The following is a 12,886-nucleotide window of genomic DNA, read 5'->3' as shown; positions in this document are numbered from 1 at the left end:
CGATGTTATTCAAAAAGATGACATTGAGTAGCGAATACGGTGGCAGAGTGCGGTACTGCCGGGACCTAAAAGCTGTGGCGCAATAGCAGGAAAGTCAGCAAACTCGCTTTCACCGCTAATCAGCGCGTCCAAGCGCGGATCGCTCAGTAAACTCAACGCCAGTTGCAATCGGCGGCGGTAGTTCCAGCGGGGCTGTAATACAGCTGGCAGTTGCCCAACCTGACTGGCTTTGAGGGTTAGCCGTTGGGAGTGAAACGCACCGCCAAGCGGCAGCGCTACGTCTCCCTGACCAAACCAGCTCATTTCAATTAAACGGCCTTCGTTGCCTAGCAGATCCATCCCCATCCTTAAGCCCTGCGGATGGCCGCTGGCATGGATGACGCAGTCCTGGTCGACGGGCGCGTGATCTGGCGTACAGAAAGCAACGCCTAACTGCGATGCTAAGGCTGCCCGCTCGGGGTTAATGTCGATTAAACGCACGTCCACACCCGGAATTTGCGCACACAGATAAGCGACTAGGGCACCTACAACGCCCGCACCCACCACACAAATACGCTCACCCAGCATGGGGTTAGCATCCCATACGCCGTTAATGGCTGTTTCCAAATTGGCGGTTAACACGGCACGATGAGCGGGTATCTGCTCGGGTAACGGCAGCACTGCATCAGCGGGTACTACGTAGTGGTCTTGATGGGGATAAAGGCAAAAAACCGTTTTATGCAGCAGTTCTTGTGGGCCTTGAGCGACGCGCCCTACGCTGCAGTAGCCATACTTAACAGGCGTAGGGAAATCACCGGTTTGGAAGGGAGCGCGCATACGCGCGTACTCGCTTTCAGGCACTCGTGTATTAAATACCAGCGACTCGGTACCCCGGCTAATGCCACTGTAGAGCGCATGAACAAGAACCTCGCCCTCCTCTGGAGCCGCTAACGGTTCACGCCTTAACTCGCCATAGGCTTGGCGCGTTATCCAAAAAGCTGTCGCAGTATCTGGCACCGACATGACATTTCCTTATGTGTGAAGCACTTCTTCCATCCACGGTGGCAGCTCGTCGACCATGCTGCGCCGCTGCTTCTTTTTTCTACAGCGTAGCGTAGAAAACAGAGTGGATGTTTAACGCTTGTTAAGCTTTAGAATGTCCTAAACAAAAAGACTGCTTACAAATTTAGCTTGTGGTGTAGACAGTTCTACCACCGTATACAAGAATGGTACATAGAAAAACAATTGCATCATTTATTTTCAACTGCGGCTAAACGTGCCGCTCTGTGAGTCACCATGCGGTTTTCTCTTAATGCACTAGATGGCTTCCTGCCCAAACGGCTGTATAGCGCTGCGGAGTTACTGCTGGGTGGTTTGATGCTGTTTGTCGTGGGCAGCGCTGTACCCGCGCTGCTGGCAAGCCCAGCGCACTGGAAAGTGGCCTACGGCCTTTACGCTTGTATCAGTGTGCTAACGCTAACCTTTTGGCCTTACGGCTTATTGGGCTGGGCAAATCGCGTCACATTGGCGAGAGCTACCTTAGTGGCTATTGTGGCAGGCGGATTAGTGGCGGATACGTTTACCACTGCACTGTGGCAATGGCTGGCCATTGCGGTCATAGCGCTGGCACTAGACGGAGTTGATGGCTGGATTGCTCGGCGCTTTCATAGCCAATCAGCGTTTGGTGCGCGTTTTGATATGGAGCTGGATGCTCTGTTAATCATGCTGCTTTGCGTGGGGCTACTAACGCTAGAGCCAACCATAGGCGCTTGGGTGCTCATCATTGGCGGGATACGTTACCTTTTTGTAGCTGCCAGCTGGCCCTTCCCTTGGCTGAGCAAACCGCTATTCGCCAGTTTTCGCCGCAAAGCCGTATGCGTTTGGCAAGTGGTTGCACTGCTGATGGCATTAGCGCCGCTAACGCCAGCAGCCGCTTCTCTTTGGTTAGCCATAAGCGCTCTTGGCACACTGCTCTACTCGTTTGGCGTTGACGTATGGTGGCTACATAAGCAACGAGTGGTGACTGCAACAACGACAAACCACCTGCATCAGCGTGGCAAGCCCACTACTTCCGACCACGTAACGCCGCCTTAAGCGCTCCATTGTCTAGCGGCTGCCCCCAGGTATCGCCATGCACTAGCTCACTTAACGGCAGCCGGGTGCGCCAGCCGCTGGCCTCCAGTTCCGGCTGATCTAAAAACTCACTCACATACCCCAGGCAAAGGTACGCTAGAGGATAAACATGTTCGGGCAGGTTCAACGCCACACCCAACTGCTTCTGATCGAGAATACTCACCCAACCGACGCCAATGCCTTCTGCTCTTGCCGCCAGCCAGAGGTTCTGCACGGCTAAACACGTGCTAAAAAGATCAGTGTCGACAATGCTATTACGCCCCAGCACATGGGCGCCTCCCCGACTTCGGTCGCAGGTAATACAAAGGTTAAGCGGGCTTTCTAAAATACCTTGCAGCTTCAGGCTACGATAAAGCGCCTTGCGTTCGCCCTCATAATGCTCGCTCGCCTTCTGATTCTCCTGTTCGAACAGCGCTAAAACCGACGCCCTCACCTCACGGCTTTCGATAACAATAAAGTCCCAAGGCTGCATAAACCCAACTGAAGGAGCATGGTGGGCCGCCTGCAAAAGACGCGCCAGCACATCGCTAGGAATGGGGTCAGGTAAGAACTGTGAACGTACGTCACGCCGCTCAAAAATCGCACGATAAAGACCATCGCGCTCAGCGGCGGAAAAACGGTGGATAGAAGAAGTCATGTTGCTGGCAGGGCCTTTGGCTGGTCGGTTAATAGATAAAAATGAGTTTACATGAGATGCGCTTATGGCTGCGTGAGAGGCCAAAATGCAGCTCTGGCGATGTTTCGAGAAACACGTTGGATATCGATACAGCCATTTTAAAATCAATTGCTATTGAAAACATTAGGAAGTAAATTAAAATCACTATCATTTACATTTAGTATTTGAGTCAACTATGACATCGTTGCCTGGGCTATCCCGCTCTTTTCGTGTTGAACATCTTTATCACTCTCATCAGCCGTGGCTGCAAACGTGGTTGTCTCTCAAACTGGGCTGCCCCGAAAGAGCACAAGATTATGTTCAAGATACCTTTTGTCGTGTCATAACGCGTGAGGATGACACGCCTGTAGAGCAGCCAAAGGCGTTTCTTGCCAAGATTGCTACGCGGCTATTAATGGATCACGCGAGGCGTGCCCGATTAGAGCGAATATGGCGTGAAACCTACGCAGAGAGCGCCGCCCAGCATGCGTTTGCGCCTTCAGCAGAAGAAGTGAATGCTACACTGGAAACGTTAGAACGAATTGCCCAGCTACTTGACGGGCTGGGAGATAAACCCCGTTATGCCTTTTTACGCTTTCGCTTAGACGGTGCTTCCCAGGCTGATATTGCTGGCGAACTTGGTGTCAGCGTCAGCATGGTGAAGAAGTACGTTGCGCAAGGATTACTGCACTGTCATCTTGCGCTGCAGGACAACGCCCCATGAGCGTGTAGGACATGAAAACCCCTTCTTCCCGTTCAAGCGCCTCCCCTACGCCTGGAAAACTCTCTGAACAGTCCCTCCGTGAGGCAGCGCAGTGGTGCATAACGTTGGCGGACGATTCCGTCGATAACGCCCAACGACGCGACTTTGAACGCTGGCTAGCTCACCAAAGCGAGCATCAGCATGCCTGGGAAGCCATGCGCGATACTTGGGCAGTGTTTACTGAGGCCGAGCAACCTGGCCTGCGTGACACATTAGAGCATGCCTACCAGCAAGAGCGCTCTGAGAGACGCCGCTTGCTGGGCAAGTACAGCGGCACAGCGGTACTGGTGATATCGCTGGTGACGGCAGGCTGGTGGCTAAGTGGCACCGCTTCTCCAATGCAGATGACGGCAGACCATTACACCGCCCAGGGAGAGCGCAAAACGGTGGCACTGGCAGATGGCAGCATCCTTACGCTCGACACCTCCTCAGCAATAGATGTGCAGTTTTCACCGGAGCGGCGTCAGATTACGTTACGCAACGGGCGTCTTTTCATTGACGTGGCCCCCGACCCCCAGCGGGCGCTAGAAGTGGTGACGCCAGAGGGCACGATACGGGCGCTGGGCACAGCCTTCAGCGTCTATCGCACTAAGTGGAAAGAAGAACCTGCAACACGCGTGACGGTGTATGAGTCTCGTGTTGAGGTGTGTCCTGAGAATACGCACTGCCAAGAAGTTGGCAGCGGAAATGAAGGCAACGTGACCAACGGAACGTTGTCGTATCAGCCTCGCCCTTTAGCGGCAACGCCAGATTGGACAAGCGGGGTGCTTATCCTGGATAACCAGCCGCTGACTGAAGTGCTGGATGAGCTGGCGCGTTATTATCGCGGCACGCTTCGCTACGGCGACGAGTCGCTTTCAGGGCTAACGGTGTCTGGCGTGTTACCGCTGAACAGTATTGAGCACGCGTTAACCTCTTTAACACGCGCCTTGCCTATTGAAACCCAGCGGTTTACGCCGTGGGTAACAATCGTTAAACGCAACGAAGCGACACCGAATTAATTTTTTTTGCGTTGATGGCTGTCCCTTGTGATGAGTGATGCGTCTTTATAGGCATGACACTACAACACAAGGGATTCAGCATGTTTCGCTATACGCCTTCCAGCACGTTTACGCGCCGCTCTTTGGCTTTGGCCGTCGCTATTGCGGCCACGGCTGGCGGACTGCTGAATCCCTTAGCCGTTCATGCCCAGCAGGAAACCACGGAAACGCCCTCCGTGTTGCGGCAGAATTACTATGTGCCTGCTGGCTCGCTAACATCAGCGCTTAATACCTTGGCCCAACAAGCTGGGTTAACCCTCTCTTTTAGTCCACAGTTAACCCAAGGGGGTCATAGCCAGGGGTTAAATGGCCAATACGCTGCGGAAGAGGCGCTGCGTGAACTGTTAGCGGGAAGTGGCTTGGCGTATCGCTTTATTGACGCCAACACGGTAATGCTTGAGCAAGCCGCTGGCGAGAATGCAGCACCGCTGACGCTTGCACCGCTTCAGGTTGAAGCTCCACGTTTAGTCAGGGGTGAGGCAATAGACGGGTTTCGTGCCAGACGCACCAGCTCCGCCACCAATACCGATGCGGCGTTGATCGAAACCCCTGCCACTGTCAACGTTGTTTCTTCTGAGATGCTTGAACGCTTAAACGTAAGGCGGCTTGATGACATTCTCCAGTACGTGCCGGGTGCCTCGGCCGGTGCTTCTGGAGGAGCGCTATCGAATACCTTCACCATCCGTGGCTTCCAATCGTCAACCACTCGGGGCGGACGGCTTGGTGCCCGAGCCAACTCCGTTTATATAGATGGAAACCGGCCTGCCTCCCAACGCTATCACTATGACCGGTCGCTTTATGATCGGGTTGAAGTGCTTAAGGGAACTTCCTCGCTGCTGTATGGCTCGGCGTCGCCGGGAGGCATCGTGAGCTACCGCTCCAAGCAGCCAACGCTTGACGCTAGCCGCGAGGTGTCACTCTCGGTAGGCGATTTCGACACCCGTCGGGCCACGGTGGATGCCACCGGGCCGATTGGCGATTCGGGGGTGGCGTATCGATTGATTTCAACCGTGCAGGAGGCCAATCAAACGTTTACTGGAGAGAACCACGCCAACAGCTACGACGACCGGCTGATCTTTAAGCCTCAGATCGCTTGGTATTCCGATGCCGGGACCAGCCTGCTATTTGCCTACGAATACAGTGAACAAGAAAATATCGCCGATCCTGGGGTGATCCGCTTTAGTGACGGCTCCTATGGCTTCAACGGCCCTTCACTGGTAGGCGACCAGAGCTATTCAGATCAGGTTAACCATATTGTCACCGGCAGCGTTGAGCAGCCGCTATCGGACAACTGGATCACATCACTCGCATTAAGCTACGGGAATAGCAGCACCGATGCCCTGTGGGACACCGTCAATACCAGAAGCAGTCCTGCCAAAGGTGAGCTGATCGATAGGGACATCATCAAATTTGAAACCGATTTTGAGCATAAAGAAGGGCGGCTGGAATTTGAAGGTATTCATCATGTTGGCATTGTCGAAAACACCGCCACGATCGGTTTCACGACCCGTCGTGAAGGCTATGACACCAACAGAGTGCAAGCGAGTCAGAGAAACGCTATTGACCCCGAACAACCTGTGTTTACACCCGTGCCAGACCTGGGGCATTACAACAGCCGTATCGAATGGACAATCGAAGAGCGCGGAACGTATTTTCAAAACACCGCAAAAGTGGGCAATAAACTTAGCCTCTTTGGCGGTTTAAGGCATACCGATGTAGAGACAGAGTTCAATGACGGAGGCGGTAAGGACAATGCGCTGAATTACTCCCTGGGCGCTATTTTTAATCAGAATGCCTGGTTTAATCCGTTCCTTAGTTATTCCACCTCATTGACTCCGCAGGTGGGAACGCTGATATCCGGCGAGCCGGTGCCCTTTTCGGAAGGTAATCAGATCGAAGCGGGGATTAAGAGCGAATGGTGGGATGACAGCCTCGCAACCACCTTATCGTTGTTCCGCGTTGAGCAATCTAACCAAGTGGAATCAGACTCGAACGACCGCTCGCTTTCGATCGTGACAGGCGACCAAAGAGTCCGTGGGGTCGAATTAGAAGCCGTTGGTCAGTTAACCGAACGCCTGACGGCAACTGGCGGCTACAGTTACCTAGACGCCGAGTACACGACCTCGTTGCTGTATGAAGGTAACACCCCCACGAATGTTCCTGAGCATAAGGTGTCAGGCCTGCTAAATTACCACGTTCCTTCGGCATTCGGTCTCTGGGATATCGGCCTTGGCGTGGTTCACGCAGCAGGCCGTGCTGGCGATGCTGAGAACACATTTAACCTACCTGATTACACCCGCGTGGATGCAAGCCTTGGCTGGCAGCAAGATGGCTTAGCCCTCCAATTAGCCGTAGAGAACCTAGCAGACGAGGAGTACGTGTCTGGGTCCAGCGGTGTCTTCGTCAATCAAGGCTTGCCTAGGTCGGTTTATCTACGTGCAAATCTCTCTTTTTAACCCACGAGCGGACGCTCCCTTTGTACTCTCCTCAACAGCAATATAGGTGTATTTAAACGATGAAAAGCACGCCCCTCAACCATATTTTTGTTCAAAATGTTTACACAAGCTTCCATCAGCGCTTTCATAAAAAGGCGGTGCTATTAATGGCAGCTTTACTGTTTTCACTTCCGGCAATGTCGGCCCAGCCTGGCCCCGATGGCAATCAAGGCCACCTTAACCGCTTGCTGCACAACCCTGTCGTTGTTCAGCATCTAGGGTTATCCGGTGACGAGGCTGACGCCGCTCAGGCAGTGTCTAACGAGGTGGTCGAAGCGCATCGCGAAGACTTTGAACAGGCACTGGCACCGGCAACAAAATCAGACAGAGTGCCTCTCGTGGCCCAGGTGTTTGTATCAGTGAACGAGGATACCTTTGCAGCACTTGAAAGTATTCTTAGCGACGAGCAGCGCCAGCGATTAAAACAGATCGAAATTCAAACCTTCGGCGTTAGAGCATTGACGCGTCCTGCCATTGCTCAGCAGTTAAATCTCGAACCATCGCAAATAACAGGGCTAAGAGACATCAGCAGCGATGCAGGAAGCCAGCTATCAACTTTAAAACAATCCATGGACTTAACATCTTCGGAAAAAAATGTTCAAGCACAAACAATACGGTTAGCTGCAATGCGTGAAGCACGTCATCTTCTTACCGAAGAGCAGTGGGTATCGTGGGAGTTGCTAACGGGTGCAGATTTCGCAATTTAACCAGGTGAGATAGGGCGTAAGTACGCCTGAGGCACACTAAAATAAGAATAAACAAACGCCAAGGCTATTCAGATGCCTTGGCGTTTTGATTTATTGCTTAGCGTAATTTTTATCCCAACTGGAACGGATACACCGGCCCAATCTGCAGGAGCTGAGTCAGCTCGTCCAGCGCGGTGAGCACTTCGGTGGCGAGTTGGGGGTCGGCGAGGTCTTCACTGGCGAGGCGGTCGCGGTAGTGGCGGTTCACCCAGGTGGTGAGGTCGCTATAAAGTGCCTCGTTGAGCAGTACGCGGCCGGTAAGCGCAGCGCGCTCGGCTTCCGACAGCACCACCCGCAGGCGCAGGCAGGCGGGGCCGCCGCCGTTGCGCATGCTTTGCTTCACGTCTTTGACGATTACTTCGCCAATGGGGTTATTGCCCGCCAGGATGAAATTCTGAATCGTGTTCCAAACGGCTTCGCGCTCTTGGCACTCGCTGGGCACCACCAGAGTCATGGTGCCATCCGGGTTGGAGAGTAGCTGGGAGTTGAACAGGTACGACGCCACCGCGTCTTCCATGCTCACCGCTTCTACCGGCACCCGCACGGGAATCAGCGGCGTGCTCATTTTGGCGCGCAGCTCGTTCAGCGTGCGCTCTTCATCGAGAAACGCCATTTCGTGGTAGAGCAGCACCGGGCCGTTACCCACGGCAATCACGTCGTTGTGGAACACCCCGGCGTCGATGGCCTCCGGGTGCTGTTGGGCGAAGACGGTTTGCGCCTCACTCAGCCCGTGCTGGCGGGCCACCGCTTGGCTGGCTTCCAAAGTTTGGCGGGCGGGATAGCGCTTGGGTTCGCGCCCACTGCTATTCGCGTCGCCAAACGCTTGACGGCCGTAAACGAAGAGATGAACGCCTGGCTCACCGTATTCGCCGCACAGACGGGTGTGGTTGGCCGCCCCTTCATCGGAAAATGCGGGCGTGGCGGGCAGCACCGGGTGATGGGCAAAGCGCTGCTCATCGCGGAAAATCGCTTGCAGCACCCGGCCTGTGGTTTTCGGTTCCAGATAGCGGTGAAAGCTGGATTGCAGGTTGGCGGGGGTAAAGTGCACTCGACCATCCGGTGCATCGACGCTAGGCGTAATGGTGCCTGCGTTAGCCGTCCACATGCTGGAGGCTGAACATACCGCCCGCAGCAGCTGCGGCGCTTGCTTCGCGGCTTGGGCGAGGATCTCGCTGTTGCTGCCGCTAAAGCCTAACGCTCGCAGCGCGCCCAAATCCGGGCGCTGCTGGGGAGGCAAAACGCCCTGGGCATAGCCTGCGTCCATCAGCGACTTCATCTTCGCCAGCCCCTGTAGCGCCCCCTCTTTGGGGTTGGAGACCAAACCGCCGTGACTCATGGAGGCCACGTTGCCGTGGGCAAGCCCAGAATAGTTGTGGGTGAGTCCTACCAAGCCATCGAAGTTGACTTCGCGAATGCTGTTGACGCTCATAAATTGACTCCCGGCGGCAGGGTTTCGGGCATTTCTAGGCTATCGGCTTCCATGGAAGCGACCGGGTAGGCGCAGTAATCCGCCGCGTAGTAGGCGCTGGGGCGGTGGTTGCCGCTGTCGCCTACGCCGCCGAAGGGCGCATCGCCAGAGGCTCCGGTGGTCTGGCGGTTCCAGTTCACAATGCCTGCGCGAATACGCAGCAGGAAGTCGTCCCAGTCCGCCTGCTCGCCACCGATCAACCCGGCAGAAAGGCCATAGCGGGTGTCGTTGGCAAGGGCCAGCGCCTCATCCCAATCTGCGTAGCGGTGGATTTTCAGCAGCGGGCCGAAGTGCTCCTCGTCGGGCACGTCCAGGCCCGTCACGTCGATCAGCGCGGGGCTGAGCAGGCTGGTGTTCTCTTTGAGGCGCTGCATACGATTAATCACCGTGCCGCCCATGGCTTCCAGTTCGTCCTGGGCGTTGAGCAGGCCATCAGCGGCAGCAACGCTCACTAGGCCGCCATAAAACGGCGCGGGTTCTTCATCGAACTGCCCTGCCACGTGCAGCTTGGTAATCGCATCGGAAAGCGCATCGATCAGTCGGTCGCCCGCTTCACCTTTAGGCACCATTAAGCGGCGTGCACAGGTGCAGCGCTGCCCGCCAGAGAGAAACGCCGACTGCAGAATCGTCAGCACCGCTGCGCGCTCATCATCCACATCCTTCACCACCAGCGGGTTATTGCCGCCTAGCTCCAGCGCGAGGATTTTATCTAACTGACCGGCAAACTGCTGCTGTAACAGCCCGCCCACCTTGGCGCTGCCGGTAAACAGCAGGCCATCGATACCAGGATGAGCGGAGAGCGCCTGACCGACCGCGACACCGCCCTGCACCAGGTTGATCACCCCAGCAGGTAAGCCCGCCTCTACCCAGCACTGCAGGGTTAAATCGGCGGTCAGTGGGGTTTGGTCGCTGGGTTTGAACACCACGGTGTTACCCGCCAGCAGCGCAGGCACCATATGACCGTTGGGCAGGTGGCCGGGGAAGTTGTAGGGGCCGAATACCGCCATCACGCCGTGGGGGCGGTGGCGCAGTACCGCTTTAGCACTGCCGACCTCTTTTTCGCGCTCCCCGGTGCGCTCGTGGTAGGCCTTAATAGAGAGCGCCACCTTACCTACCATCGCGCCAGCTTCGGTGCGTGCTTCCCATAGCGGCTTGCCGGTTTCAGAGGCAATGGCAATGGCTAGATCTTCCTGACGCGCCTTGAGCACGTCCACAAACCGTTCTACCAGCGCTTGGCGTTCAGCAAAGGAGTTGCGCGCCCAGCGGGGAAATGCCGCACGCGCTGCGTCAACCGCCGCGCCTACCTGGCGGCTAGAGGCCGCTGCGCCTTGCCATAGCAGCGCTCCCGCCACGGGGTCGTGCTTGGTCAAGGCGTCGGCGTCGCCGACGACCCAGGCACCGTTGATCAGTTGCTGCTGCTGGGCGTGCATGTTCTGGGTGTGCATCGTGCTCTCCTTCACTGAGCCTGCGTGTCTGTTCTGTCGAGTCGTTTTGTTAGCGAGCCGGGCGTTAGGTTTCCAGTAGGCGAACGGTATCGCCGCTAGATACCCCTAGCCGTTCGGCTTCTTCGGGGGTGAGCACTATCGTGCTGGCATCGGCGGGCGCGCGACCTATCCAGCTAGCAGTAAAGCTGAGCATATGGGTAGATGCCGCCAGCCAGCGGCTAACGCTCTCTTGCGTTGCGTTGGGTGAGACTTCCACCTGATAAAGCTGCGAGTTGCGAATCGCCCGCACGTCATCGATGTAGGCTTCCACCGTGGGGCCACCATCGAAGATGTCGATGTAGCCTTCCCAGCGCAGCCCCTCTTTTTTGAGCATTTCAAGCGCCGGGCGGGTGTGTCGGTGCACCTGGCCAATACACGCCCGCGCCTCTTCCGACATAAACGTGGTGTAGATCGGGAACTTGGGCATCAGCTCGCCGATAAAGCTCTTCTGGCCCAGGCCGGTTAAGCGGTCGGCTTCATTGAAGTCCATGGGAAAGAAGTGCTTACCCAGGCTTTCCCAGAAGGGGCTGATGTTGTTTTCATCAAACACGCCGCGCATTTCGGCCAGAACTTTCTGCGGAAAGCGGTCGCGAAACTGAGCAATAAACAGCCAGCGCGCCTTGGAGAGCAGCGCCCCGTTGCGCAGGTGTTTGTTGGCCTCGCCGCGATATTCTGGGCGCAAAAACAGCGAACACACCTCGGCGTCGCCGGTATGATCGGAGCTTAAAAACAGCGTATCGATGGTGCGATGTAGATCAAGCTGTACCGAGGAGTGCGCCAGCGTGCCGAGCCGGTAGTTATAGAACGGCACTTCGCGCCCTACTTGGCCCTCAATGGCGCAGCAGCCTGCTAGCTCCCCGTTGGTTTCATCTTCAAGAACGAAGAAATAAAGACGATCGTCTACAGGGGTGCGTTCTTCGAACGCGCGAGCGGCGGATTCAATTTTACCGGCCAGGAACTCACGATTATCCGGCAGCGAGGTAAACCCCACGCCTGCCTGCTGCGCAAGCGCCTGGAGCCCATCCAGATCATCACGGGCAATGGGTCGAATGCGCATTACATCTCTCCTTCATCGAGCGCATCGTCCGCGCTTGGCAGGGTTAGCGGCGCGGCCAGCACTGCGCGGCCCTCTTCCACCCCCAAACGCGCTGCATGCTGCGGGGTGAGCATCAGCTGCCCCGTGGGCGAAAGCGCATAGCGCGCCACAATACAGCGGAAATCGCCCAGCGTTTGATTGGCAATCATCGCCGGTTCAGCATCTGGAAGCGCGTGCTCAGGGCGCACGCGCACCGGGTGCCAAGCGGCATTGCGGAACGTTTCCAGGCGCTCGCGCTCAGCTTTGACAATGGGGCCTGCATCGAAAATATCCACGTGCCGCGAACGTACGAAGCCTTCGGCCAGCATTTCGGCCAGCGCTTCTTCATGGGCCGGATGCTCACGACCAATAGCGGCGCGGGCCTGGGGTGTTAACAGCGGTAAGTAGAGCGGGAACTGCGGCATCACTTCGGCAATAAAGCTCTTTGAACGCACCCCCGCAATGTGATTCATCTCCTGGAAGCTGCGGGCAAAAAAGTGGCGCCCCACGCTCTCCCAAAAAGGGGATTCATTATGGCTATCCAAATAGCCGGGAAAGGCGACCGCCAAAATCCGCGAGAAGCGCTCCGGGTACTGGGCGATAAACATCAGCCGCGCCCGGCGCAGCAGGCTCTCCGCGCTGGTGCCTTTATAGCGCGGGTTGAGCGACAGCGCGCAGAGCAGCGTGGCATCCGAAGCTTCATGAGAGAGCGCCAGCGTTTGCACCTCGCGGCGCACATTGAGCTGCTGGGAGGCGTGAATCAGCGTCTCTTGGCGGTAGGTGTAGTAGGCTTCGGCAGCCCCCGCCTGGGCGCGAATCGTGGCCGTGCCCAGCACCTCGTTGCGGCTATCATCTGCCAGCACGAACATATAATGCTCGTTGCCAGGGAATTCGATATCGCTTGAGAACGCTTCCCGGGAGCGCATAATGCGCTCCTCAAGGCGTTCGCGATTGGCTGGCAGGTTGGTAAGTCGTGGCACCGCGTGCTCTGCCAGTTGCTCTAAGGCGGGAAGGTCAGCCAGCGTGACCGGACGGATTACCAACATGT

Annotated in this window: 11 protein-coding genes; 5 read left to right on the top strand and 6 right to left on the bottom strand. The window is 56.3% G+C overall.

What is annotated here, in order from left to right; all coding sequences use genetic code 11:
• Positions 1 to 9 precede the first annotated feature (9 nt).
• Positions 10 to 1,002 carry a zinc-binding alcohol dehydrogenase gene (locus LG301_RS03880; protein ID WP_404473610.1) on the bottom strand — a complete coding sequence of 331 codons (993 nt, stop codon included), beginning with the start codon at positions 1,000 to 1,002 and terminating at the stop codon, positions 10 to 12.
• Between the two features lie 273 nt (positions 1,003 to 1,275).
• On the opposite strand from LG301_RS03880, the gene LG301_RS03875 reads away from it, so the two are divergent.
• Entirely contained in the window at positions 1,276 to 2,073 is a 798-nt protein-coding gene (locus LG301_RS03875; RefSeq protein WP_404473608.1) for a CDP-alcohol phosphatidyltransferase family protein, read from the top strand.
• Here LG301_RS03875 and bluB read toward each other — a convergent pair.
• Positions 2,045 to 2,749: a 5,6-dimethylbenzimidazole synthase gene (bluB, locus tag LG301_RS03870; protein ID WP_404473606.1), complete on the bottom strand. Its 705-nt coding sequence runs from the start codon at positions 2,747 to 2,749 to the stop codon at positions 2,045 to 2,047. The genes LG301_RS03875 and bluB overlap by 29 nt on opposite strands.
• Positions 2,750 to 2,963: 214 nt before the next feature.
• Here bluB and LG301_RS03865 point away from each other — a divergent pair, with 214 nt between their 5' ends.
• The 4 genes from LG301_RS03865 to LG301_RS03850 all read left to right on the top strand — a co-directional run bounded on the left by LG301_RS03865 (position 2,964) and on the right by LG301_RS03850 (position 7,772).
• Positions 2,964 to 3,491: a sigma-70 family RNA polymerase sigma factor gene (locus LG301_RS03865; protein WP_404473604.1), complete on the top strand. Its 528-nt coding sequence runs from the start codon at positions 2,964 to 2,966 to the stop codon at positions 3,489 to 3,491.
• A gap of 11 nt (positions 3,492 to 3,502) precedes the next feature.
• Entirely contained in the window at positions 3,503 to 4,531 is a 1,029-nt protein-coding gene (locus tag LG301_RS03860; RefSeq protein WP_404473602.1) for a FecR family protein, read from the top strand.
• An 80-nt stretch (positions 4,532 to 4,611) separates the two neighbouring features.
• Positions 4,612 to 7,026, top strand: a complete 2,415-nt coding sequence (locus tag LG301_RS03855; protein WP_404473600.1) for a TonB-dependent siderophore receptor — start codon at positions 4,612 to 4,614, stop codon at positions 7,024 to 7,026.
• Positions 7,027 to 7,085: 59 nt separating this feature from the next.
• A complete protein-coding gene (locus LG301_RS03850; RefSeq protein WP_404473598.1) occupies positions 7,086 to 7,772 on the top strand; it encodes a hypothetical protein in 687 nt (228 codons plus the stop codon).
• A 109-nt stretch (positions 7,773 to 7,881) separates the two neighbouring features.
• On the opposite strand, the gene astB is transcribed toward LG301_RS03850, so the two are convergent.
• From astB to LG301_RS03830, 4 genes are all read right to left on the bottom strand, one after another.
• A complete protein-coding gene (gene astB / locus LG301_RS03845) occupies positions 7,882 to 9,240 on the bottom strand; it encodes an N-succinylarginine dihydrolase (protein ID WP_404473596.1) in 1,359 nt (452 codons plus the stop codon).
• Positions 9,237 to 10,709: a succinylglutamate-semialdehyde dehydrogenase gene (astD, locus tag LG301_RS03840; RefSeq protein WP_404475162.1), complete on the bottom strand. Its 1,473-nt coding sequence runs from the start codon at positions 10,707 to 10,709 to the stop codon at positions 9,237 to 9,239. The genes astB and astD overlap by 4 nt, the downstream gene beginning before the upstream one ends.
• Before the next feature lie 79 nt (positions 10,710 to 10,788).
• Positions 10,789 to 11,820, bottom strand: a complete 1,032-nt coding sequence (gene astA, locus LG301_RS03835; RefSeq protein ID WP_404473594.1) for an arginine N-succinyltransferase — start codon at positions 11,818 to 11,820, stop codon at positions 10,789 to 10,791.
• Entirely contained in the window at positions 11,820 to 12,884 is a 1,065-nt protein-coding gene (locus tag LG301_RS03830; protein ID WP_404473592.1) for an arginine N-succinyltransferase, read from the bottom strand. Before LG301_RS03830 ends, astA begins: the two co-directional genes overlap by 1 nt.
• Between the last annotated feature and the right edge of the window lie 2 nt (positions 12,885 to 12,886).

It is taken from the genome of Vreelandella venusta, from assembly GCF_044809155.1.
GTDB lineage: Bacteria > Pseudomonadota > Gammaproteobacteria > Pseudomonadales > Halomonadaceae > Vreelandella > Vreelandella venusta_B.
The sequence above is the reverse complement of the archived record's forward strand: the minus strand, read 5'-3'. Positions and strand labels throughout refer to the sequence as shown.